We start from the raw sequence: 23945 nt of genomic DNA on the forward strand, positions 1-23945 counted from the left end.
AGCTGAGAGCCCGTTAAGTCATTGGGCCTTTCATGACGTAGCATGAGGGATCGTGCTCGTGGACTTTTGTTTCAAATGCCCACGAATTATTCAAAGTTAATCGTAAAACCCTGTTTTAGTTGCACAGGAGAACTCCTTGTCCGCAAAGAATCGTGGCGCATTGCGCAATAGGAACAGGCAGTGGCCAAAGCGTGCCATTGCCTTGTTTGTGCTAATCGTCGTTGCCATTTATGCCCTTATTTTCCTGACTGGTGCTCGCCAAGGCACGCCGAAACTCGGCATTGACTTGCAGGGCGGTACCCGTGTGACCCTCGTACCGCAAGGCGAGGAGCCCACTCAAGACCAGCTCCAGCAAGCTCGTAACATCCTTGAACAGCGCGTCAACGGAATGGGCGTTTCTGGTTCCGAGGTTGTGATCAATGGTTCCACGCTCGTAATCACGGTTCCAGGCGAGGATGCTTCCCAGGCGCAGGCAGTGGGCCAGACTTCCCAGCTTTTGTTCCGTCCAGTTGCGCAACAGCCGATGCCGGACATGAACAAGCTCAATGACACTTTGCTCGACATGGCAAACCGGTGGGTTGAGTACCGCGTTCTTAGCGTGGAGGAAGCCAACGCGTCACTAAAGCAAGTACATGATGCTATTAAGAAGGCCGTGGAACAGTCCGGAGAAAAGAAGGACAAGAAGTCGGAGGACTCACAGGCCCCGACTGTTACCGCAAAGCCAAAGAAGGAGCCCTCAAACTCGCTCGAGAAGGCCGATTTTCGCGATGAGATGACGGCGATGCTCCGCAAGGACCGTCAGTCTGACGACCCAACGACTATCTCCGCTGCAGCGGCCCTTTTGAAGTGCGATGCTGATTCTGATCCGCTTGCTGGTACCGATGATCCAGCAAAGCAGTTCGTGGCTTGTGACTTTGCAAACAAAACCCCATACCTTTTGGCCCCAGCGCCATTGCTCGAAGGCATAAAGGATCCCAACGGTACTCGTTTGACCGGTAACGAGATTGACACCAACAAGCCAATTAACGGTGGCCTCAACCCGCAGACCGGCCAGATGGAGATCAGCTTCGCCTTCAAGACCGGCGATGGCCCTAACGGTTCCGAGACTTGGTCCAAGGTGACGCAGCAGAACCTGAAGAAGCAGGTCGCCATCACCCTTGACTCTGCGGTTATTTCTGCTCCAGTCATCCAGGGCGCAACTCCGGTTGGCTCCGCTACCTCCATCACCGGTGACTTCAGCCAAGAAGAAGCAACTAGCCTGGCTAACAACCTCAAGTATGGCGCTCTTCCGCTGTCCTTTACCGGTTCCAATGGCGAGCCAGGCGGCACCGTGGAAACTGTTCCACCATCACTGGGTAAGGCTGCTCTGAAGGCCGGACTCATCGCGGGCATCGTGGGCTTCATCTTGGTTGTCCTTTACTCGCTGTATTACTTCCGTGCACTCGCCGGTGTCTCCCTGATTACCCTCGTCGCCTCCGGCATTTTGACCTACGGTGCACTCGTTCTGTTGGGTCGCTGGATTGGCTACTCGCTGGACCTTTCGGGCATCGCCGGTTTGGTCATTGGTGTCGGTGCTACTGCGGACTCCTTCGTGGTCTACTACGAGCGCATCAAGGATGAGCTGTTGGAAGGCAGAACCTTCCGTTCGGCAACTACCAAGGCGTGGGAGCGCTCACGCGCAACCATCGTTACGGGTAACGCTGTTACGCTTATTGGCGCTGTCATCGTGTACTTCCTCGCAATTGGTGAGGTCAAAGGCTTCGCCTTCACTATGGGCCTGACCACCGCATTCGACTTGGTTGTCTCCTTCCTCATTATGGCTCCGCTGATGCAGCTCATCGGCGCAAGGCCAGCAGCAGCTAAGCCGTCTATGAACGGACTTGGCGGTATTTACGCTCTGGTTGAGGAACGTCGTGCCCGTGGTTATTACGCAAAGTCTGGAAAAACCGGACACAAGGAAACCGCTGCAAGCGCAGCTGCAGCGTCTCATACAGCAGCAGCCGATTCCCGCCTCACCGAGGAGGACAAGTAGAGATGACTACTAAAGTGAACAATCACAAGATCTCCAAGATGGATCGTCTGTATGAAGACGAGGGCGGATACGACTTTATTGGTCGTTCCAAGACGTGGTACGCAATCACCGCAGTATTGGTCGCTGCGTCCATCTTGGCCATTGCAATTCGCGGCTTTAGCCTCTCCCTTGACTTCGAGGGCGGCACCAAGCTGAACATGCCAGCCGCCGATCTGGTGGCAGAGCAGGTTGGCGATACCTTCGAAGAAGCTATTGGTGTCGAGCCGGAAATGGTGCAGATCGTCGGCGCCGGCGACTCGCGTACCTTGGAAATCACTTCCGAACGCCTTTCTCAGGAGCAGGTAGACACCGCCCGCCAAGCAATCTTTGAGCAGTATCATCCAAAGGATGCCGAGGGCAAGGCCACCCCGGATGCAATTGGTTCTTCAACTGTGTCTGAGTCATGGGGATCCGCGATTACGCAGCGCATGCTTCTCGCTATGGCTGTATTCCTTGCGACGGCGACGGTGTATGTCGCAGTTCGACTGCAGCGAGACATGGCCTTCGCAGCGATTCTCGCGCTGATTCTTGACGGCGTCATCATCGCAGGCATCTACGCCATCTTCGGGCTAGAAGTCTCCCCGGCAGTCGTCATTGGTCTGCTTACGGTGCTGACCTTCTCTATCTATGACTCCGTTATCGTCTTTGACAAGGTCAACGAGAATACTGAAGGCTTCCAGGGCCAGTGCAAGAAGACATATGGCGAGCTTGCGAACCTCGCCGTTAACCAGACAGTTATGCGTTCCATTTCCACGTCTATCATCTCGGTCCTGCCGATTATTGCGCTGTTCGTCATCGCCGTCTGGCTGATGGGCATTGGCACCCTTCGCGACCTTGCGCTCATTCAGCTGATTGGCGTCATCGAGGGCATTTTCTCCTCGTTGTTCCTGGCAACCCCATTGCTGGTGTCCATTGCAAACCGTCGTAAGTCCGTCAAGAAGCACAACACTGAGGTGCAGCAGTTCCGCGCTGAGCACGGCGAAGACGCAGATGAAGACACCGTGGCCGCCGCTGCAGTGGGTTCCCGAAAGGTCACTTCTCTGGCAGCCCAGGATTCGGAAGGGGAGGCGTCCTCAAGCGATGCTGCATCGGCCCCCTCCACTAGGAACCCGGGCACCCCAGGCAGCGCCGGGACAAGCTGGCGTCCAGGCCGGTAGATGAGCCGTTGATCCAGGACGTCGGGAACGGACGTCGAAAAGAAGCGAGGACAAAAGGTGGTAGTTAAACCACAAACAGAGCGCCATTGGGCTAAAAAGGCCTCAGTGGCGCTCCTCGCCGTTGTCGGCCTCACCGCAACGGCCTGCTCAGACCAAGGCAACCGGGACGGTAACGAGGAAGAAAAACCGAGCGGACCACAGTCCACCGATTTCTTCGGATACATGGTCAATACCCCGCTTGCCACTACAAATGCTGGCACCTCGTTCGGCAGCGCAACGAGTGCAGCGCAGTTGTCCAGCCGCTTATACCCGGCCATTTATGTCCCCGGCCCCTCGGGACAGATGATCCCCAACTCGGATCTTGTGCAGACCGAAGAGTTGCCACCCTCCCCGGAACATCCTCATAAGCAGATTAGTTTTACCCTCTCGGAGCAAGCAAAATTCTCCGATGGCGTTCCCGTAACTTGTGATGACTACCTGCTCGCCTTCACCGCAGGCGTCATGGCATCCGAGTTCGGCTCGCACATGCCTCTGATGAACGAGATTGCCCAATTCGAGTGCGCCCCGAATTCCAAGGAATTTACGCTCACCTTCAACGAAGGCGAAGGCGATCGCTGGCGCTATCTCTTTGGCCCAGGCACCGTTATGCCTGCGCATGCCTTGGCCAAGAAGGCCGGGTTGACGATGGAGGAGCTCAACACGACTCTGTCCTTCCAAGACCCCACTGCTTTGCAAACAGTGGCAGACGCGTGGCGTAATGGATTCTCCACAGCCCCTGCTGACTTTGACCCGGAGCTGCAAGTTTCCTTTGGCCCCTTCGTGGTGGACAAGGTGGGGGAGCAGGGCGAGATCATCCTGAAGGCTAACAAGGAGTACTTCGGCGATAAACCGGCGACAGATACCGTTGTTGTATGGCCCAACACTGCAGACGCTAAGGCTCTCAAGGATAGGGGCAATTTGCGTGTTGTCGATGCTGCTGAAGCTAAGCCAGACTGGTTACCTGCTGCTGACCAAGCAAGCCCTTATGAGGTCGAACCCGTAGTAGGTGGCTTGACCGATACCCTGGCGTTGTCGCAGTCCGGCGTATTTCAGGAATCGTGGGCCCGGGAGGCTTTTGCCTCCTGCATCGACCATGGGCGGTTGGCCAAGGTCAGTTCGCAGCAATCTGGCGTAGAAGTGCCACCTGTGTATCTGCGCACATTGCGCCACTCTGACCCGGTCGCTACCCATTTGGGCCAGGTTGCCAAGGAGCACCAGGGCCAGGACATGGCTAAGGCTGCGAACCTGTCTGGGTACACCGTCAAGATTGGTTACTTGGGCCCGGATGAGCGCTACAGCGCCATGGTCGAAGAGATTAAGAAGATGTGTGAACCCGCCGGTATCACGGTCGAGGACCAGTCTGCTGAGTATATGTCGCAGCATTATTTGGAGATGGACCCTGCGACATGGACTCCGACTATCGATGCATTCTTGGGCCCGGTTGATCCAATGACGGAGTACTCTACGCCGGACTCAAACATCAAACGGCTCAAGGAGATCAAAGAAGCAGAGGAAAAGCTATGGGAGGACGTCCCTTCTATTCCTTTGGCCGCCCAGCCCCGCGTCTTCATCGTTGACCGCTCGGTCAAGGGCGTGGTCCCATACACTGGTGCTGCGGGCATTGGCTGGAACATGGATCGTTGGAGTGCGCCGAGTGCAGCTCCAGTCAGCACTCAGCGTTAATCAGTTGTTGATTTCTAGTCTCAAATTTGACACGAACTTTTGAAGGATTTGTTGTGAGTGAAACTTATTCCGCCGCGGCGCGGGCACTGAATGAAAAAGTGCGTTTGGTGCAAGACTTCCCTGAGAAGGGCATCCTCTTCGAGGATTTGACACCAGTGCTTGCCGACGCCGAAGCATTTCAGGCGGTTGTCGACGGCCTAGCGAAGGCCTGCGAAGACTTGGGCGCCGAGATGATTGGTGGCCTCGATGCACGCGGTTTCTTGCTGGGCTCTGCCGTGGCGTACAAGCTAGGCGTGGGCATTTTGGCCATCCGCAAGAAGGGCAAGCTGCCACCACCCGTTCTGACTCAGGAGTACACGCTGGAGTACGGTTCGGCGGCGCTCGAGATTCCCGGTGAGGGAGTCGATATTAAAGGCAAGCGCATCGTGCTTGTCGACGACGTTCTGGCCACCGGAGGCACGCTCTACGGCGCGAAGCTGCTTTTGGAGTCTGCAGGCGCAAAGGTAGCTGGAAACGTCGTGGTCTTGGAAGTTAACGGACTAGCTGGTCGCGAGCGTTTGGCAGATGTTCCGCTGGTAGTGCTCAACCAGGCAGCAGCCACCGACTAGAATGATGTGTCTAAAGCCATCGTTGGCCGGATACACCCCATGACTAGGAGGAGGGCGACGCCTTGACCACTGAGAAGTCGACAAAGCGCCCGAATGGCGGGATGCGGAGCATGTCGGCACGTTTGGCTCGGTCTTTGACCGGAGGCAGGGTAAAGATCAACCCGGTGCTGGATCCACTGATGTCCATCCACCGGCAGTTCCATCCCAAAGCTGACGTAGAGCTACTTAATAACGCCTACAACACGGCTGAGCGCCTCCACGAGGGTGTGTTCCGTAAGTCTGGGGAACCATATATCACCCACCCCCTCGCCGTAGCCACCATCGCGGCTGAGATTGGCATGGACACCACGACCATCGTTGCAACACTGCTGCATGACACGGTCGAGGACACGGACTATTCACTCGAAGACCTGACAAGGGACTTCGGTCCTGAGGTTGCGAGGCTTGTCGACGGCGTGACAAAGCTCGACAAGGTTGCCCTCGGCGCCGCAGCTGAGGCAGAAACTATCCGCAAGATGATCGTGGCCATGGCCACCGATCCCCGCGTGCTCGTTATCAAGGTGGCGGACCGCCTCCACAACATGCGCACCATGCGCTTTCTCCCCCCAGAGAAGCAGGCGAAGAAGGCACGGCAGACTCTCGACGTCATTGCGCCATTGGCACACCGCTTGGGCATGGCCAACGTGAAATGGGAGCTGGAAGACCTTTCTTTTGCCATCTTGTACCCCAAGAAATACGACGAGATCGTACGCATGGTGGCGGACCGAGCTCCTTCTCGCGACCGCGCTTTGAAAGAAATCAAAACGCAGGTTACGCAGGCCCTGCGGGAAAACGGCATCGATGCTGAGGTCATGGGACGTCCGAAGCACTACTGGTCCATCTATCAGAAGATGATGGTGCGTGGCCGCGATTTTGCGGAGATCTTCGACCTCGTAGGTATCCGCATCCTCGTTGATGACGTCAACTCTTGTTATGCCGCGATTGGCGTTGTGCACTCGCTTTATCAGGCGCTTCCGGGGCGCTTTAAGGACTATATTTCTGCGCCGCGTTTCGGGGTATACCAGTCCCTGCACACCACGGTGATTGCAGAAGGTGGTTCCACCCTGGAAGTTCAGGTGCGCACGCATGAGATGCACTACAACGCGGAGTTTGGTGTTGCTGCGCACTGGCGTTACAAGGAGAAGAAGGGCAAGAACGGTAAAGGCGACGCTGAGGTCGACCAGATGGCGTGGATGCGTCAGCTGCTGGACTGGCAGAAGGAAGCCGCTGACCCGAATGAGTTCTTGGACTCGCTGCGTTATGACCTTACGGCTAAGCAGATTTTTGCATTTACCCCGAAGGGCGATGTAGTCAACTTGCCGGCGGGTTCAACGCCGGTGGACTTTGCCTACGCTGTGCACACAGAGGTGGGCCACCGCTGTATCGGTGCGAAGGTCAACGGAAAGCTGGTTGCGCTTGAGTCAGAGCTAAAGTCTGGTGACAAGGTTGAGATCTTTACCTCGAAGGATCCTAACGCTGGGCCGTCGAGGGATTGGCAGGACTTCTTGGTCTCGCCACGCGCCAAAGCAAAAGTGCGTCAGTGGTTTGCCAAGGAGCGCCGCGAGGAGCACTTGGAGTCCGGGCGCGATGCTTTGGCGGCTGAGATTCAACGCGGCGGCCTGCCAATGCATAGGTTGTTTACTGCTTCTTCCATGAAGCAAGTCGCCGAGCAACTCCACTATTCCGATGTGGACGCCCTTTACACCGCTATAGGTGCCGGAAATGTATCGGCACAGCATGTGTCGAATCAACTGATGTCCCTCTTTGGGGACCAAGACGACGCTGCAGAGGCCCTGGCGTCGCGTACACCATTCTCTGAGCTGGAAAGCTCGCGTAATCAGCGCACCCACGACTCAGAGCAAGGAACCGGAATTTTGGTTGAGGGCAGCCCTGATGTCATGGCTAAGCTGGCGCGTTGCTGCCAGCCAGTCCCTGGCGACGCTATCTTCGGCTTCGTCACCCGTGGTGGTGGTGTTTCCGTCCACCGCGCAGACTGCACCAATGCGGAAAAGCTCAAGTCTGAGCCGGAGCGAATGATGAAGGTCGAATGGTCTTCAGGCAAGGGATCGTCTGGCGAGTTCTCCGCTAGCCTCCAGCTTGAAGCGATTGACCGGCAAGGCCTGCTGGCCGAGCTAACTGGCGTATTCAGCGAGCAAAAGCTCAATGTTTTGTCGATGAGCTCAAACCGCGGCGACGACCACATTGCCACCATGCGCTTTACGTTCTCCATCTCGGATACCAAGCAGCTGGGCCAGCTGATGACTACGCTGCGCAACACCGAGGGAGTCTTCGACGTCTACCGCGTCACCGCCTAGCTCGTCGCGTCACCGCCTAGCTACTGCTGTGGCTGGGCGGCCTCCGCCTGGGAACCTGCGACGTCGATAAGCACTTTGCCCCGGGCGCTAATGCCACCATCGTGTGGAGGCGTGATTCGGGGAAGGGGGCGTCGGAAAGCGCAAGGACGCTCGATGTAAGCTGGAAAACCGTGGATACGCTAGGGCTAATGGGACGTGAGGCTTTATACCAATTGGGTATTGAGCCGCATCGAATACCTGTGGTCATTTTGGCCACGGTGGGTATCTATTTGGCCTTCATGATTTTGGTCAAGCTCTTTGGCACCCGCGTACTGACATCGATGACCGCCTCTGACGCGGTCATCATCATTATGTTCGGCGCGGTTTCGGGCCGTGTGATTGTGGGTAACCCGCCCACCCTGGCAGCAGGTATCGTCGGACTTTTGACTCTGATGGTGTTGGAGGCGGCCTTCGGTACGTTCCGCCGTTATATTCGTTGGTCACGCTACATCGACCGTCGCCCTGTGCTTCTTGTCTATGACGGCGAGTTATTGCCTGAGAACATGCATTTTGCGCACATTACGGAAAGTGATGTTAACTCGGCTACTCGCAAGGCAGGGTTGGGTCGGCGCGCGGACATCCAGTTGATGATCTTGGAGCCCACTGGCCAAATTTCGGTAATTAAAATTGGACAGTTCGTCGATCCCGCTTTATTCCGTGACATCTTGGGAGCTGAGCGCATTAAAGGAATCGAAGGCGAGGCAGGGGATTAGTAGCGGCTCGTGCCTCCAGGTGGGCAGGATAGAGTTTGTGCAGGAAAACAAGAAAAGCACCTGCTCAAAGCAGGTGCTTTACATCGAAGCTCAGGAATAAACTAGAACTTCAGGTACTTGTTTGCAAAAGCGAACAGTGCGCCAAGTGCAGAGATAACAGCGGTGAAGACGCCGATCCAATCCTTGATTTGCTTTGCCTTGTCTCCGCTGTTCTTGTCCTTGTTGTCACCCTGGCTGGAGGAGAGACCGTCGAGGGAAGATCCCTTGTTGGTCTTGTCGGTGTCCGGGGTATTTTGGCCAGTTGTGGTGACCGGCTGAGCCGGGGCGTCAGCTGCTGGGCCTTCCTGAGCCATAGCAGCGCCAGCGCCGCCGAAGGAGATGGTTGCAGCTGCTGCAGCGGCAACGAGTGCCTTGCGGGAGAAGAACTTCATATGTTCAATCCTTAAGAGTCGGGAATTTCAAAGACTCCATGAATGTTAGTGTTGCTCCTAGACTTTTGCAACACCTTTTCCAAGAATTAGTTCTGTCTGTGAATTAACTGGATGTTGAGGTTGGGTGCTTGTTGTGCTGCGGATATAAGTTCAAGTGAGTCTAAACCAATAAACCAAATGTGAACGTGCCGGGCTGACCTGAATTTCTCTTAGGTTCAACTGCGGGGGTAGAGCGTGAGAAGTAAAAAAGAGCCCTTTCCAGCTGCTGCGACTGGAAAGGGCAATTCTCGGCTCCTCATTGTGGGGGAGAGGAGCGCCGTGGTCCTAGGTTTAGGAGGAAACGGTAGCCGTGGAAATCTTGATTTCTTCAGCTGGCTTGCCGTCGGTGGCACCGCCTTCGACGCCAATCTTGGCAATCTTGTCCAAGGTCTTTTGACCCTGGTCGGTGAGGTTGCCGAAGTAGGTGTAATCAGGAGCCAACATGGAGTCGGCGTAATTGATGAAGAACTGGGAACCGTTGGTGTCCTTGCCAGAGTTGGCCATTGCGATGGAACCCTTCGGGTAGGTCACAGGCTTCTTTCCAGCGGAGGAGTCCACCTCATCGGTTGGGTATTCGTTGGCGAAGCTAAAGCCAGGGCCGCCGGAGCCGGTACCAGTTGGGTCACCACACTGGAGGACGTTCAAACCGCCGGAGGTCATACGGTGGCAAATGGTGTCATCGTAGAAGCCACTCTTTGCCAGGGAAGTGATTGCCTGCACTGTGCAAGGGGCGAGAGAACGATCCAGGTCCATTACGATGTCACCCTGATTGGTCTTGAACGTGACCTGAACGGTGCCCTTCGTGGAGACGTCTTTGCCGCTAGGGGCCTTGGCGCCATTGTCGTCGCGGCCGTCATCCTCGTACTTGCACTGGACGCTTGCCGGGAGTGCTTCCTTACGCTTACCGCTCAGTGCAGTTGCTTCGGGAGTTTTATCCTGGCTTGAGGTTGCGGCAGTGCTGGATTCCTCAGCTACGACCTTCTCCGCAGAGTTGTCGCGTGTTGCAAAGAAGTAAATTCCGCCAACAAGGGCGAGAATGACTACGAGCGAAGCAGCAACGACGCCCAGCGGGCGAGTCTTTTCTTTGCGGTCACGGGCCTTGAGCTCGCGCTCAAGGCTGTTGAGCGCCTCTTCACGGCGCTGTGCGTTGTTGGGCATGTAAGTGTCCTTTGGCAATGGGTGTCTATGTCAGTCACTTGGGCTCGGTCGATTGAACTCGAGCATTACCGCACTGATTCTAGCTTGTGAGCAAAACTGGGCCTTATTCAGTCTCCTGTGAGTCTCATCTGATCCTCGTGGCGCTAGCTGTTTAGCTCCAGTACAGTGGGGCGCCATGACTACAGTGAACTTCCAAGGAAATGAAACCCAGATCGCAGGCGACCTGCCAGAGGTTGGTGCTCAGCTGCCAGAGTTTAACCTCGTTGGCACTGACCTTTCTGAGGTCACCAACAAGGACTTCGCGGGCAAGCGCCTTGTGATCTCCTTGTTCCCATCCGTTGACACCGGCGTGTGCGCGGCGCAGCTTCGCGCGTTCAATGAGAAGGCAGCGGGATTGGACAACACCGTTGTCCTGTCCGTGTCCCGTGACCTGCCATTCGCACAGGAGCGTTTCTGCGCAGCTGAAGGCATCGAGAACGTCGTCAGCGCTTCTGACTTCCGCTCTGATTTCGGTGAAAAGCTCGGCATTACCCTGCAGGGTTCCCCGCTGAAGGGCCTGCTCGCACGCTCCGTCGTTGTCACCGATGAAAACCACAAGGTGATCTACACCGAGCTGGTTCCTGAGGTGACCACCGAGCCTAACTACGATGCAGCCATTGAGGCACTGAGCTAATCACCTGGCCGACGTCGCTTTCTATGGGCGCGGCGGCTTCGAGTGGCTTTCCAGCTAGCTAGCGCTTCCGCATCCGTGGGGGCGCTAGACTGCGTTTTATGACTTTGAGCGTTTTAGGTTTCGCAGCGGGCCCCTATAAGACCAACACGTACATCGTGGCAAACGGTGCACGTGCCTTCGTGGTTGATCCGGGCATGCATGCGATGCAGCGCGTCCTGGAAATCGGTGCTGAACAGGGGCTGACCTTCGAAGCGATCGTCCTCACCCACGGCCACCTGGACCATACCCGTGAAGCAGGGGACTTGGCGCGCCAGCTCGACCTGCCGGTTTATATCCACCCTGATGACGCATTCATGCTTGTCGACGGCTCCGGGGTCTCCGCCGAGTCCCAAGTGCTCTTTGATGCGAAGAACATGGTGCAGATTGAGGACCTGCGCGATCTGCGCGGTGGCGAGACTATCGAACTGGTTGGCCATGAATTCCGCCTCGAGCACGCCCCAGGGCATTCCCCGGGTTGCGTTCTCATTATTGCGGAAGATTTTGTCCTCGCCGGTGATGTTTTGTTTAAAGGCTCGATCGGGCGTACTGACTTGGAGCACTCCGATCCTGCGGCCATGCAGCGTTCGCTTGCTGGTCCGGTGTGGAACCTTGATGACAGGCTGGCTGTGTTGCCAGGGCATGGCCCGACGACCACGATGCGCGCAGAAAGGGCCACTAATCCGTTCCTCGCCACGCTGCGGGATGTACTCTGATATGCGTGAGTGATAAGAAGCAGTTCAAGGCCCTGTCCGCCCCCAAAGGAGTGCCGGACTACATTCCGCCGCAATCGGCGACCTTCTACAAGGTGCGTGAGAACCTGGTTCACCAGGCGCATCTGTCCGGCTTCCAGCACATCGAGCTTCCGATCTTCGAAGACACTACGCTTTTCGCGCGTGGTGTTGGTGAATCCACCGATGTGGTCTCCAAGGAGATGTACACCTTCGCAGACCGTGGTGACCGCTCGGTAACCCTGCGCCCCGAAGGCACTGCGGGTGTGATGCGTTCGGTCATTGAGCACAACCTCGACCGCGGTCAGCTGCCGGTCAAGCTCAATTATTTCGGACCTTTCTTCCGCTATGAGCGTCCGCAGGCCGGCCGCTACCGCCAGCTTCAGCAGGTGGGCGTCGAGGCAATCGGCGTCGACGATCCCGCATTAGACGCGGAGATTATTGCGCTAGCTGATCGTTCCTTCCGTTCGCTTGGACTCAGCAAGTTCCGCCTCGAGCTAACCAGCCTTGGCGATCACAATTGTCGTCCTGCTTATCGTGAGAAGCTGCAGGATTTCCTCTTTAAGCTGGATTTGGACGAAGAGACCCGCAAGCGTGCGGAGATCAACCCGCTGCGCGTTTTGGATGATAAGCGTCCGGAGGTGCAAGAGCAGCTTGTCGACGCCCCGTTGATGCTCGACCACCTCAACGAGGAATGCCGTACCCACTTCGAGACCGTCACCGGCCTTCTTGATGACATGGGTATTGAATACACCATCAACCCGCGCATGGTGCGCGGGCTGGACTACTACACCAAGACCTGTTTCGAGTTTGTGCACCCACTGCTGGGCGCTCAATCCGGTATCGGCGGCGGTGGCCGCTACGACGGACTTATGGCACAGCTCGGTGGTCAGGAGCTTTCCGGTATTGGTTATGGACTTGGCGTCGACCGCACGATCCTGGCTCTCGAAGCCGAAGGCATCGAGCTCGACGGCGTCGATCAGCGCGTTGCTGTGTTCGGCGTTGCGCTGGGCGCTGATGCGAAGCGTCGTATGGCTGGCATCATCAATGACCTGCGTAATGCCGGTATCTCTGCGGACATGTCCTTCGGCGACCGCGGACTCAAGGGCGCGATGAAGGGCGCTGACCGCGCAGGCGCGCGCTTTGCTCTCGTGCTCGGTGAGCAAGAGCTTGAAAACGGCGTTGTGGCCGTCAAGGACCTGGCAGCCCACGAGCAGAACGATGTGGCTATCGACGCCCTTGTTGAGCACCTACGCAACCAGCTGAACTAAGCCAATGACGTCAAAGGGCATCTCGCTGAGATGCCAAAGGCGCCTTCCTTCCTACATATCGATTAGGGAGTGAGGGGCCTTGTGTTTTGCTACTATGCGTTCGTGATGCCGCTTTTGATGCCCGCTAAGTAGATGCGCAGCATGCGCTTTTGGATATCGGGCACGTAGTTCTCCACCTGCACCTTCCTGGGGCGCACCAGCGTCAAGATACCCACCACGAAGTCGAGGTGCCCCACGCCGGGGCCGATTACTCCGTGCTGCTTTCCGAGCTCAATGAACCTTTCGCCATTTTCTTGTAACGCGTCGCGCTTCAATTTCAAATGCTCCGGCAGGGTATCTAAGTCTTCCGGCGCGAAGGAGGGAATGAGGCTGGTCAAACCCATCGTTGTGAGCTTGAGGGCATAGTCCAGGACGAAGTTTTTCGCGTCCGAAGGATCGGATTCGAAGTCTTCAATCAAGCGATTTTGGAAGACCAGGAAACCGTCGCTCATGTGTTCCGCGCACGCGTGAATTAGCGCTTCACGGTCCGGGAAGTTGCGGTAAAGCGTTGCAACGCCCACGCCTGCTTCCTGGGCAATCTTTTCAAGGGAGACCGAGTTGCCATGGCGTTTAAACATGGCACATGCCGCCTCGATGATGGCTATTCGACGGCGTAATGCATCGGCTCGCATGGAGGTAGGTATCGCTTTCTAGGTTAGAGTCTGTGCGTTAGCGATAAGACTACCTTTTGCCATGCAAGCCTTTTGCACTAGCACTCCACCTGCGTGACGGCGAAGCCTAGCGTCTTCGCGAGGCCACCAATGGAGGTCTCCTTGTACTTCGCCAGCATGTCGCGGCCAGTATCGGCCATCGTCTGCACGGCGGCGTCGAGAGAAACGTGGTGCGTGCCTTGGCCCATGCGAGCCAGGCGCGCGGCGTTGATGGACTTGACCGCGCCGATAGCGTTGCGTTCGATGCACGGAATCTGCACGAGGCCGCCGACTGGGTCGCAGGTAAGGCCGAGGTTGTGCTCTAGCGCAATCTCGGCGGCATTTTCGATCTGCGCCGGCGTTGCGCCCAGTAGTTCAGCCAAGCCAGCCGCCGCCATTGACGACGCCGAGCCTACCTCGCCTTGGCAGCCCACCTCGGCGCCCGAAATGGAGGCGTTGTGCTTGATGATCATGCCGATAGCGCCCGCGGTAAGTAGGTAGCGGCGGGCGGAATCGCGGGTGAAGTTCGGCTTGAAGTCGCGGGCATAGTGCAACACCGCTGGGATGATGCCGCAGGCGCCGTTTGTTGGGGCCGTAATCACGCGGCCACCGGCGGCATTTTGCTCGTTAACGGCGAGCGCATACAGGTTGACCCACTCCATAGCGGAAAAGCCGAAAGACTTATCGTCGTGGCCCTCCAGCAGCTGCTTGTACATGCCCGGCGCGCGGCGTGGGACCTGCAGGCCGCCCGGCAAGATTCCGGAGGTGGAGATGCCGTCGGTGACGCACTCGCGCATGATGTCCCACACCAAATCCAGGTGCGCGTAGACGTATTCGAGGCCGCCGTCTTCTTTATGGAGCGCTTCCTGGTTGGCGGCGACAATCTCCCAGATCTTCAAATCGTGCTTCTCGCACAGCGCAAGCAATTGCTCGCCCGTGGTGAATGGGTAAGGAACATCGTCGGTGGATTCGGCCGCCGCCATGCCAGCAGGTACTTCGGCGGAGGCTGCCACCTCTGCGTCGAGTTCCTTGCGGGAGAGAATGAATCCGCCGCCGACGGAGAAGTACTCGGCGTGCTCTGCCAATAGGTTGCCTTCAGCGTCCCATGCGTCAAAGATGAGGCAATTCGGGTGCTCGGGGACCGGCTCGTTGTTGAACTCGATGGAATATTCTAACGCGCCCAGCGGGCCGTCGGTCATGCCCTTGCTCGGAATGGGCTGATCGGAACGCGGTTCAGCGTCAACCGGGACGGTAAGCGGATCCCAGCCGGCCAAGCCCAGAATCACCGCGCGGTCGGTGCCGTGGCCGCGGCCGGTCAGCGAGAGCGAGCCGCGCAACTCGGTGTGCACCTTGGCTGGATGCTCCGGCAGCGTTTTCAGGAACGCAAGGGCCGCGCGCATTGGGCCGACGGTGTGCGAGGAAGATGGGCCAATGCCGATGGAAAAAATGTCGGTGACGCTGATTGCCATGCTGGGCGGTGCCTCCTTTGTGAGTTTGGAAATTAAGTCGGGGGGTAGGTGGGGGGAGTATGTCTGGGGGGCAGGCTGTGGCTAAACCCGTGTTAATTGCGGTCTCGCTGCGGCCGAAACTCGTCTGTGACGAGGAGTATTGCATGTAGGCCGCGCATACAGTTTCTCCATGTTACCGCTTTGTCAGTGGTTCACTACGTGGAGTCAGCGTTGTTAGCCCCGCGGGGCGGGTGTGACCAAGGTCAAATGATTTTGAGGGATAAGCCGATAGAAATTATTGAATTTTAATGTGTGACTTTCGGCCACAATGAATACTGTTTAGTATCCCGGATCACATTAGTTAAGCAGTTTAGCGTGCCTAACAGTTGTGGCTGGATAAAAGTTCTTTCATTTGCTCTGTCTGATTCCTCGGGAGATTATCGTGAGTATCAAGACCGGACCCGAACCGCGGTCCGACATCGAATTTGTTGAAGTCGACGGCCAAGCACAGCCCATCGACGTAAAGCCGAAAAAGCTCATCAGTAACGTTGAGAAGGTCATCATTTTGATTGCCGCTATCGCTGCGGCTGCCGGTTGGGGAGTGCTCGCTCTCCACCGCGGTGAGACCATCAACTCCGTGTGGTTGGTCTTTGCGGCAGTGGGCTCCTACATCATTGGTTACACGCTTTATGCACGCTTGATTGAGTACAAGGTGGTTAAGCCGCGCAACAACCGCGCTACCCCTGCAGAGTATGCAAACGATGGTAAGGACTTCCTGCCTACGGACCGTCGTGTTCTCTTTGGTCACCACTTCGCGGCCATTGCCGGTGCCGGCCCCTTGGTTGGCCCGGTTATGGCTGCTCAGATGGGCTATTTGCCGGGAACATTGTGGATTGTGCTGGGCGTTATCTTCGCCGGTGCGGTGCAGGATTACCTGGTGCTCTGGGTATCTACCCGCCGCAAGGGTCGCTCGCTTGGCCAGATGATTAGCGATGAGATGGGCAAAGTCGGTGGCGCCGCGGGCATCCTGGCCACTATCGCCATCATGATCATCATCATCGCCGTGTTGGCACTGATCGTCGTGAACGCCCTTGCTGACTCCCCATGGGGTGTTTTCTCCATCACGATGACCATCCCGATCGCCCTTTTCATGGGCCTGTACCTGCGATACATTCGCCCCGGCAAGGTCACGGAGGTTTCGGTCATCGGCGTCATCCTCTTGCTGGCAGCCATCATCGGCGGCGGCTACGTCTCCGGCACTGAACTCGGCGCTAGCATGTTCACCTGGTCCAAGGAAACCCTGGCATTCGCGATCATCGGTTATGGCTTGGTCGCTGCCATCCTTCCAGTGTGGCTTCTGCTTGCGCCACGCGACTACCTGTCGACCTTCATGAAGATCGGCGTCATCGCCTTGCTGGCCATCGCCATCGTTATTGAACGCCCTGAGGTCCACATGCCGGCGGTTACCTCCTTTGCTGTTAATGGCAACGGCCCGGTCTTTTCCGGTAACCTCTTCCCGTTCTTGTTCATCACTATTGCCTGTGGTGCGCTTTCTGGTTTCCATGCGTTGATTTCCTCCGGTACTACGCCGAAGCTCATTGAGAAGGAGTCTCACATGCGCGCCATCGGCTACGGCGGCATGATTATGGAGTCCTTCGTCGCAGTCATGGCACTCATTTCTGCAGTCGTCATTGACCGCCACATGTACTTCGCAATGAACTCACCGGCAGCTAAGACACTGGGTACTCCAGAAGGCGCGGCGGACTTCGTAGCAACCCTGCACCTGCCCGGCGCCGACATTACCGCTGATCAGCTTGCCGCAGCAGCTCAAGCAGTGGGAGAGGAAACCATTGTCTCCCGCACCGGTGGTGCTCCGACCCTTGCTTATGGCATGTCCCAAATCATGACCGAGATGCTCGGTAATCCGGCAATGCAGGCATTCTGGTACCACTTCGCCATCATGTTTGAGGCCTTGTTCATCCTGACCACGGTTGATGCTGGTACCCGTGTTGCCCGTTTCATGATGTCGGATTCGCTGGGCGCAATTCCGGGCCTGGGAAAATTCCGTGATCAGAGCTGGAAGCTTGGCACCTACCTGTCCACCTTCCTCGTGTGTGCACTGTGGGGCGCCATCCTCATCATGGGTGTTACTGACCCGCTGGGCGGCATCAACGTCTTGTTCCCACTCTTCGGCATCGCCAACCAGCTACTTGCCGCAATGGCACTCGCTTTGGTGCTTGTGGTTGTTATCAAGAAGGGAATGTACAAGTGGGCATGGATTCCAGCTATTCCATTGGCTTGGGATCTCATCGTGACAATGACCGCCTCGTGGCAAAAGATTTTCAGCTCCGACGCCTCTATTGGTTACTGGGCCAACCATGCAAAATACAAGGAAGCAGCAGCTCGAGGTCTCACCGAGTTCGGATCTGCCAAGAGCGTCGAAGAGATTGATGCCGTTGTTCGCAACACCTTTATCCAAGGATGCCTATCTATTCTGTTTGCGGTGCTGGTATTGGTAGTTATCGGTGCGGCAATCGTTGCCTGCGCCAAGGCTCTCCAGCAACGTTCTGCAGGTATTGAACCTGCGGACTCCGAAACGGAATTCATTCCATCCAAGCTCTTCCTTCCACGTGGTCTCATGCCGACAAAGCGCGAAAAGGAAGTGGCAGCGGAGTACAACATGACCTTCGAGGAAACAGGAGGGCATTAGTGATTACGGCGCTCAAAAAGATCTCCTGGTACTTCGGCGAGCTCATGGGGGACCATGCTTACGCTAAGTACTGCGATCACCTCCGTGCGCATCATCCTGATGCTGAGATTCCAACGGAGCGTGAATATTGGCGCGCCCGCTACGCCGAACAGGATGCCAACCCCGGCGCGCGGTGCTGCTAACACCGTGCGCGTTGGCTGAGTACCAAAAAGTCCGTCACCTTAATCTAAGTGGCGGACTTTTCTTAGTTTCCGTCGTGGCCGGAGAGTAGAGAACTAAAGGGGGTGAATTCCTCTTCCAAATCCAAGCCGGTTTTACGTGGCGTAGTTTGCTGACTTGCCGTGATGTCGGGGCTGGCTAATCCGCCCACGCGATCGGAAGGAATGACAATGAGGTCCGCAAGTTCCTTGGCGGCTCTTTCGATGCGGCGTGTGGTCTTTGCTCCCTCGTCAGTGCCGAAGTCCTCTGTGGCTTGGAAGATGCCGGTTGGTACGACGGTGGCATGCAAGTAGTTAAACAGCGGGCGAAGCGCGTAGTCCAGAACCAGCGCGTGCCGGGAAGAACCACCGGTAGCTGCGACCAAGGTCGGAAGGTGGTCGAGTGCGTGCGGATCCAAGGTATCGAAGAACATCTTGAAAAGGCCCGAGTAGCTGCCTTGGAAAATGGGAGTTACCGCAATCAACCCGGACGCATGCGAGAGTGCTCGCTTTGCTTCGTCGAGCTGGGGCGTTGTAGCACCCCAATTAGTCATTGCCTCAGCCAGCTCAGTGGCTAGCTTGCGTAGTTCGATGACGGTTACTTCGAGCCCTTCACCGCGAGCGCCGACTTGGGAGACTACGGCTTGGGCCAGGGCGTCGGCTAGCGCGCGCGTAGACGACGGCGTGGAAAGGCCAGCCGTGACGACGACGAGTGAGCGCATGAAAGAATTCCTCCTAGGAACAGATTGTCAATCGGTCTATCTGCAGTTGTACTTATGAAGCGTCTTCACCAGGGTTGACGCGGAAGTGCGGCGAGCCAGGATTGGCCTTGAGCGTTGCGTGCGTCGGCGGGTTTGAAGCGACATGGTCGGGGCGGCGGGCCTCCATGCGACGGCGTAGCTCAGGCACAACTTGGGTACCGAGGAACTCTATCTGCTGGAGCACCACCTCCTGTGGCAAACCAGCGTGGTCAATGAGGAAGAGCTGACGCTGATAGTCACCGACCCAATCTGCGAATTGCATCGTGCGATCGATGACCTGTTCTACGGTGCCGACCGTCAGCGGCGTTTGCGCGGTGAAATCCTCCAGTGAGGGGCCGTGGCCGTAGACGGGCGCATTGTCGAAATAAGGGCGGAAGAAGTCTTTAGCCTGCTGCTCGGTTTCGCCGATGAACACCTGGCCGCCAAGTCCCACGATTGCCTGGTCGGCGCGGCCGTGGCCGTAAGCCTCGAAGCGACGGCGGTAGATGCTGACCATCTTTGCCGTGTGCTCCTTGTTCCAGAAGATGTTGTTGTGGAAGAAGCCATCGCCGTAATAGGCAGCCTGCTCGGCGATTTGCACGGAGCGGATAGAACCGTGCCATACGAAAGGCGGGACGTCGTCAAGCGGGGCAGGCGTGGACGTATAACCCTGCAGGGCAGTGCGGTACTTGCCGGACCAGTTGACCACTGGCTCACGCCATAGGCGGCGCAACAGGTGGTAATTCTCAACCGCCAGCGGGATGCCTTCGCGAATGTCTTTGCCAAACCATGGGTAAACCGGGCCGGTGTTGCCGCGGCCCATCATGAGGTCTACGCGCCCGCCAGACAGGTGCTGTAAGAAGGCGTAATCCTCAGCAATCTTCACCGGATCGTTGGTGGTAATTAGCGTTGTCGAAGTCGAAAGCAGCAGGTTCTTGGTTTGTGCTGCGATGTAGGCCAAGTGAGTAGTTGGGGAGGAAGGCACGAATGGCGGATTATGGTGCTCGCCCGTGGCAAAAACATCGAGGCCTACCTCCTCGGCCTTGAGCGCAATTTCCGTCATATTGCGGATACGTTCGGCTTCACTAGGCGTGATGCCGCTAGTTGGGTCGGTGGTGACATCACCGATGGTGAAGATGCCGAATTGCATATGAAGTCCTTAAGGTGTGTTCGCCAACGAGTGTATATGACGTGTCAACATGAAGGGGGGTGAGCTTTATTCCCACTCCAGCGCATCGACCAAAACTGCGAGGTCAGTGGGAGTGGCGATGCCCAGTGGGCGCTTATTCTTTGCGCCATCTTCTGTAAAGATTAGCGCGCAAGGATGCGTACCGTCCTTGGCCAATTCGGTCAGGGCATCGAGTGCTTCTTGTGCAGTGGCTGTGCGGGGAAGGAAAGCAGCACGGTCACCTGCTTCGGCGTATTTCAAAACCTTGCCAACTGCCACGCTGATCACGTGATTGTCGTCAGCTAAATCAGCGGCAATCCAGCGGGCTACTACGTTAGTTGTCAACAAATTCGCGTAGTTCTCACCGCTATATACCGGAATCTGGGAATAATCGTTGTGTGCGATCAGCTTCAGCGCTTGGCGAATATCGGCATCGGCTTCCAGCGTTACAACTTCGGAGGAACCGAGTACGGCGAGCGCGTTGGGCGGCGAAGTTAACAATTCGCGCAGCTTTTCCAATTGCTCCACCACCCTGGGGTGCGGAGAGGCCAGTGGCTCGTCGTCGTAGTAGCGTCCGTGAGCTATGGCATTGCGGAGATTACCGAAGTCTTTCAGCATCTCTGTTTGGCGTTTATTAAGCATGTGTTTCTCGTGCGCGCGGTCGACTATCCACCAGAAGGAATCCGAGTTCTTGGCATTGATAGCTTGGCGGAGGAATTGCTCAATGTCGTTGAAAGCAGCAAAAAAGCGCGCCGGGGTGTTCTGGTCCATAGAAGACCAGTCTAAGAAACCACGAGGCGCGCTGCAGTGAGAGAGTTAGAACAGGACGCGGGGAGGACAGAAACGGTGATGGCGGCAATGCCTGCCGATGCAGGCAACGTAATGACCCGCGCCAGAGCAATCGGTTTCATATGCCCCCAGTTGGCGGCGCGGTTAACAATGCCGACGCCCAGGACGGCACCGATGAGGATGTGCGTCGAGGAAACTGGCAGGCCCAACAAGGAAGCGGCCATAACCATGCCGACAGTGCGCAGCAAGTCTACCGTGTTGTCGTGCAACTCGGTGAAGAATCTACCGCGGCGCCGGCAGCAGCCGCGCCAGAGCGTACAGCTCCGCTCCGGTCACGTAGTACGCGCCGGCACGCATCGCGTGGGGAAACTCGCCCCTGTGGTTCTTGCGGCGAATGGTCCACACCGAGGAATAGCGCCGACGTCCGTCTGGCCGGCGGATCGCAGCCACATCTTCCAGCAAATGCTCATTGGCAGGGGACATCTCACATGTCGCTTTTCCGTTAGGGCCGCCTAGGACGTGGTTGGCGGCGGTCAAACCAGTGGGCAGCGAGAAGTCGGATGCGAGATGGTGGTTGCGTGATTCCCCAGCCTCGGGTTTCCACCCCGGAGCCGAAAGCGAGCCCCAGACTGAGAAGGTCTGGAGCTCGCTTCTTTTGTTTCGGTTAGCGATCGATCGTGTCGCGCCTTCCAGCAGCAAAAACTTCGGTCGTGATGGTTGATTCGTGAATGAGCGCGAGGATTCGATAAGTGCCGACACGGTAGCGCCATTCGCCAGATCGATCACCTGTGAGGCCTTTGCCGAAAGCACGCGGCTCGGCACAGCCTTCGAGATGGGTTTTCATCCAAGTGAGCAGAAGCTTGACATCGAAGCGGTCCATCTTTTTGAGCTGTTTCCGAGCCGAGGCGGTGAGTTCAACGCTGTAGCTAGGGCCGTTGGCTGACATTAATCAAGCTCTTCGAGAACATCATTGATGCTAAAACGCTGTCCGTCATCGGCTTCGATGGCGGCTCGAAGTTGCTGAAGGTCGGCATGGTCTTCGATTTTCTCCAGCATTGCGCTTCGGGCGAATTCCGAGATTGTTGTGCCTTCGAATCCGACATACTTGCGGACGAGCGCGGCGTCTTCGTCGCTCATGCGTACGGTCATAGTTGCCATTCGATTCTTCCTTCTCGTTAACGCTTTGAATACATTGTATTCACCCCTCGAGAATGCGGCAAGGGTTTTCTCCGCCTCGATGTGCTCACTATTAGGATGCACAGGTCGCTTGTACCATCGCTGCCATTCTCGTTCCCCGCTAGCCTCGCTGACATGTCGTAGCGCATTCTTTGAAAAACTCATCAAACCACAGGACGGAATGTGTATTGACATTGACGAGGGGACCGGTGGTAGTATCGTTTTACTGGGCCTAGCCGTTGACCCTCCACCGATAAGGAGATCGCCGATGACTGGGCCCCAGCTAGTTCTCCAGAAGGTTAAAATGGGAAAGCACTCTTCAGGGAAATCGGCTAGTAATTTCCCTCGGCGGCCAATTGTCACAGCCATATTGGTAGACGGTGGGTTTTACAGACATCGTGCGCGAGTTCTCTTCGGCAAGAAAGACCCGCGAGATCGAGCAAACGAACTTTTAGAGTATTGCCGTAGGCATATACGGGAGTCCGGAAGCAGTCTCTATAGAATCTTCTACTACGACTGCAATCCTTCAACAAAGGTCCTGTTTCATCCGCTCACACAGACACAGAAGAACCTCGGAAAAACTGAGGAATACCGCTGGATGACAGACTTTCTAGACGAAATCGTAAAGAAACGAAAAGTCGCTTTACGCCGAGGCGAAGAACTTGAAACCCAAAATGGGTACACCCTTAAACCTAACCTGCTAAAGAAGCTCTGTCGCGGGGAAATTGAAGTTTCAGATCTGACTGAGCGAGACTTCTCACTGGATATCACTCAGAAGGGAGTGGATATGCGGATAGGCTTGGATATAGCTTCCCTGGCAGAACGCGGACTTGTGAATCAAATCATCATGATTTCAGGTGATAGCGATTTCGTCCCCGCAGCTAAGCACGCGCGTAGGTCAGGAATCGATTTCATATTAGACCCGCTCTGGGCCCCAGTCTCTGAGAGCTTAAATGAACATGTTGATGGTGTCCGTGAGTGCGTTGTCAAACCACCCAAGAATCAAGACGATCCTTTATACGGAACTACTCCGGAACAAACCGCTGAGGCTGACGAAGAACTATAGCTCAATAGCCTCGATTCACCTCTGGGGCTGGTTCTTCGCGTCTCGCGCAGCGCGGCAGCAGTCATTCTCGAAAGCTGGCCCACCGCCGTTAAGGTGTATCTGGAAGTCTTGCGTCTCGCAAGATATCCTCATCGGAGTCCATGTCAGGAAGCGTATGAACCCCGTCGTTCTAACCTGCCAGCCGAAGTTGTAAACCGGACCTTAATTGCGATCTGTTCCCCGAACTCCCGAATCGCATCTCGAGTAAGAGGGGCGCAAACATCAAAATCGACAGCTGCCGGGAACTGACCCCTGAGGGAGCTCGCGCTGTGGGTCTGGAGGCGTTAGACGCCCACCGTATCGCGAATCCAGTAGCGGTAGTACTTGAGGTATACAGCGTCGGAGTCGGCGTAGGGGTCAAACCACACGGAGTGGGAGCCCATGACGTCGACGGCGTTGAGCTAGCGTTTCTGCGTGAAGACCGGGCCGCCGGAGTAGCCGTGGTTGGAGCCGCCCGTGATGCCGTGCATGGCGATGGTCTTGACGGCGTTTATGTTGTCGCGCTGGACAACGATCTCCATGCGGGCCACGTGGAGCCAGTCCTCGCCGTCGCGGTTCTGGTGGTCATCGGCGATCGTCGGGTATTTCTTGAGCTTCTTCGGGGCTTCGAGGTGAAGGAGCCCGATGTCGGCCTTGGGCGCCTTTCCGAAGCGGTCGACATCGATGGACGGGCCCGGGTTCGACTTATTGTTGGAGAAGTGGACCTTGAGGACGTTCGGGGGAGACGTCCGGGTCGGAGTAGGGGCCCTCAGCGCAGTGGGCGGCGGTGAGGATCCATTCCGGCGCGATGGCCGCGCCGGTGCACTCCTGCGGGGTGCCGTCCGGGGTGTCGTAGGTGCGTGCCTGGACGAGGGTGGCGCTTCGATAAATCGCCACGTCAGGTGCCGCGGCGAGCGGGGAGATTTTCATTATCCTGTGGA

23 protein-coding genes and 1 pseudogene are annotated in these 23945 nt (G+C 56.7%); 12 read left to right on the forward strand and 12 right to left on the reverse strand.

Annotated features, from left to right (window positions below; translation table 11 throughout):
* Positions 1 to 136: 136 nt before the first annotated feature.
* From secD to I6I72_RS13100, 6 genes are all read left to right on the forward strand, one after another.
* A complete protein-coding gene (gene secD / locus I6I72_RS13075) occupies positions 137 to 2032 on the forward strand; it encodes a protein translocase subunit SecD (protein WP_201807191.1) in 1896 nt (631 codons plus the stop codon).
* A 2-nt stretch (positions 2033 to 2034) separates the two neighbouring features.
* Positions 2035 to 3228 (forward strand): protein translocase subunit SecF, encoded by a 1194-nt coding sequence (secF, locus tag I6I72_RS13080; RefSeq protein ID WP_201807194.1) that lies wholly within the window; start codon positions 2035 to 2037, stop codon positions 3226 to 3228.
* A gap of 105 nt (positions 3229 to 3333) precedes the next feature.
* On the forward strand, positions 3334 to 4950 hold the full coding sequence (locus I6I72_RS13085; RefSeq protein WP_049146498.1) for an ABC transporter substrate-binding protein: 1617 nt from the start codon (positions 3334 to 3336) through the stop codon (positions 4948 to 4950).
* Positions 4951 to 5003: 53 nt separating this feature from the next.
* Positions 5004 to 5558 (forward strand): adenine phosphoribosyltransferase, encoded by a 555-nt coding sequence (locus I6I72_RS13090; protein WP_049146500.1) that lies wholly within the window; start codon positions 5004 to 5006, stop codon positions 5556 to 5558.
* Between the two features lie 101 nt (positions 5559 to 5659).
* A complete protein-coding gene (locus I6I72_RS13095; protein ID WP_005529227.1) occupies positions 5660 to 7912 on the forward strand; it encodes a RelA/SpoT family protein in 2253 nt (750 codons plus the stop codon).
* 188 nt (positions 7913 to 8100) lie between these two features.
* A complete protein-coding gene (locus I6I72_RS13100; protein ID WP_181814983.1) occupies positions 8101 to 8664 on the forward strand; it encodes a DUF421 domain-containing protein in 564 nt (187 codons plus the stop codon).
* A gap of 101 nt (positions 8665 to 8765) precedes the next feature.
* On the opposite strand, the gene I6I72_RS13105 is transcribed toward I6I72_RS13100, so the two are convergent.
* Positions 8766 to 9095: a hypothetical protein gene (locus I6I72_RS13105; RefSeq protein ID WP_049146505.1), complete on the reverse strand. Its 330-nt coding sequence runs from the start codon at positions 9093 to 9095 to the stop codon at positions 8766 to 8768.
* A 330-nt stretch (positions 9096 to 9425) separates the two neighbouring features.
* Positions 9426 to 10292, reverse strand: coding sequence for a peptidylprolyl isomerase (locus tag I6I72_RS13110; RefSeq protein WP_049063952.1), 867 nt, complete (start codon positions 10290 to 10292; stop codon positions 9426 to 9428).
* Positions 10293 to 10467: 175 nt separating this feature from the next.
* On the opposite strand from I6I72_RS13110, the gene tpx reads away from it, so the two are divergent.
* From tpx to hisS, 3 genes are all read left to right on the forward strand, one after another.
* Positions 10468 to 10965 carry a thiol peroxidase gene (tpx, locus tag I6I72_RS13115; protein WP_005529233.1) on the forward strand — a complete coding sequence of 166 codons (498 nt, stop codon included), beginning with the start codon at positions 10468 to 10470 and terminating at the stop codon, positions 10963 to 10965.
* 98 nt (positions 10966 to 11063) lie between these two features.
* The gene (locus I6I72_RS13120; protein WP_049063954.1) at positions 11064 to 11717 is read left to right on the forward strand and encodes an MBL fold metallo-hydrolase; all 654 of its coding nucleotides are present in this window, start codon (positions 11064 to 11066) and stop codon (positions 11715 to 11717) included.
* Between the two features lie 5 nt (positions 11718 to 11722).
* A complete protein-coding gene (gene hisS / locus I6I72_RS13125; RefSeq protein ID WP_046646625.1) occupies positions 11723 to 13003 on the forward strand; it encodes a histidine--tRNA ligase in 1281 nt (426 codons plus the stop codon).
* A 92-nt stretch (positions 13004 to 13095) separates the two neighbouring features.
* Here the strand turns inward: hisS and I6I72_RS13130 are convergent, their stop codons facing one another.
* Both I6I72_RS13130 and I6I72_RS13135 read right to left on the reverse strand, forming a co-directional pair.
* On the reverse strand, positions 13096 to 13674 hold the full coding sequence (locus I6I72_RS13130) for a TetR/AcrR family transcriptional regulator (protein WP_049063956.1): 579 nt from the start codon (positions 13672 to 13674) through the stop codon (positions 13096 to 13098).
* Between the two features lie 77 nt (positions 13675 to 13751).
* The gene (locus tag I6I72_RS13135) at positions 13752 to 15161 is read right to left on the reverse strand and encodes an L-serine ammonia-lyase (RefSeq protein WP_049063957.1); all 1410 of its coding nucleotides are present in this window, start codon (positions 15159 to 15161) and stop codon (positions 13752 to 13754) included.
* A gap of 421 nt (positions 15162 to 15582) precedes the next feature.
* On the opposite strand from I6I72_RS13135, the gene I6I72_RS13140 reads away from it, so the two are divergent.
* Positions 15583 to 17850, forward strand: a complete 2268-nt coding sequence (locus I6I72_RS13140; RefSeq protein WP_049063959.1) for a carbon starvation CstA family protein — start codon at positions 15583 to 15585, stop codon at positions 17848 to 17850.
* Positions 17850 to 18032: a YbdD/YjiX family protein gene (locus I6I72_RS13145; RefSeq protein WP_005529243.1), complete on the forward strand. Its 183-nt coding sequence runs from the start codon at positions 17850 to 17852 to the stop codon at positions 18030 to 18032. The genes I6I72_RS13140 and I6I72_RS13145 overlap by 1 nt, the downstream gene beginning before the upstream one ends.
* A 62-nt stretch (positions 18033 to 18094) precedes the next feature.
* Here the strand turns inward: I6I72_RS13145 and I6I72_RS13150 are convergent, their stop codons facing one another.
* The 6 genes and pseudogenes from I6I72_RS13150 to relB all read right to left on the reverse strand — a co-directional run bounded on the left by I6I72_RS13150 (position 18095) and on the right by relB (position 21902).
* Positions 18095 to 18769, reverse strand: a complete 675-nt coding sequence (locus I6I72_RS13150) for an FMN reductase (protein WP_005529246.1) — start codon at positions 18767 to 18769, stop codon at positions 18095 to 18097.
* Positions 18770 to 18821: 52 nt separating this feature from the next.
* The gene (locus I6I72_RS13155; RefSeq protein ID WP_049063960.1) at positions 18822 to 19937 is read right to left on the reverse strand and encodes an LLM class flavin-dependent oxidoreductase; all 1116 of its coding nucleotides are present in this window, start codon (positions 19935 to 19937) and stop codon (positions 18822 to 18824) included.
* 66 nt (positions 19938 to 20003) lie between these two features.
* Positions 20004 to 20726: a CBS domain-containing protein gene (locus I6I72_RS13160; protein WP_049063962.1), complete on the reverse strand. Its 723-nt coding sequence runs from the start codon at positions 20724 to 20726 to the stop codon at positions 20004 to 20006.
* 11 nt (positions 20727 to 20737) lie between these two features.
* Positions 20738 to 20989 (reverse strand): annotated as a pseudogene (locus I6I72_RS13165) (inorganic phosphate transporter); the annotation flags it as partial.
* 419 nt (positions 20990 to 21408) lie between these two features.
* Positions 21409 to 21690 carry a type II toxin-antitoxin system RelE family toxin gene (locus I6I72_RS13170; protein WP_005529257.1) on the reverse strand — a complete coding sequence of 94 codons (282 nt, stop codon included), beginning with the start codon at positions 21688 to 21690 and terminating at the stop codon, positions 21409 to 21411.
* Positions 21690 to 21902, reverse strand: coding sequence for a type II toxin-antitoxin system RelB family antitoxin (relB, locus tag I6I72_RS13175; RefSeq protein WP_034656865.1), 213 nt, complete (start codon positions 21900 to 21902; stop codon positions 21690 to 21692). The genes I6I72_RS13170 and relB overlap by 1 nt, the downstream gene beginning before the upstream one ends.
* A 322-nt stretch (positions 21903 to 22224) precedes the next feature.
* Between relB and I6I72_RS13180 the strand changes: the two genes are divergently transcribed.
* A complete protein-coding gene (locus I6I72_RS13180; RefSeq protein ID WP_049064005.1) occupies positions 22225 to 22986 on the forward strand; it encodes an NYN domain-containing protein in 762 nt (253 codons plus the stop codon).
* Between the two features lie 440 nt (positions 22987 to 23426).
* Here the strand turns inward: I6I72_RS13180 and I6I72_RS13865 are convergent, their stop codons facing one another.
* Both I6I72_RS13865 and I6I72_RS13185 read right to left on the reverse strand, forming a co-directional pair.
* Entirely contained in the window at positions 23427 to 23555 is a 129-nt protein-coding gene (locus tag I6I72_RS13865) for a hypothetical protein (RefSeq protein ID WP_255313639.1), read from the reverse strand.
* Between the two features lie 154 nt (positions 23556 to 23709).
* Complete coding sequence (locus I6I72_RS13185; RefSeq protein ID WP_034656866.1) at positions 23710 to 23934, reverse strand: trypsin-like serine protease; 225 nt, start codon at positions 23932 to 23934, stop codon at positions 23710 to 23712.
* Positions 23935 to 23945: the final 11 nt, after the last annotated feature.

This window comes from Corynebacterium striatum (assembly GCF_016728105.1).
Lineage (GTDB): Bacteria > Actinomycetota > Actinomycetes > Mycobacteriales > Mycobacteriaceae > Corynebacterium > Corynebacterium striatum.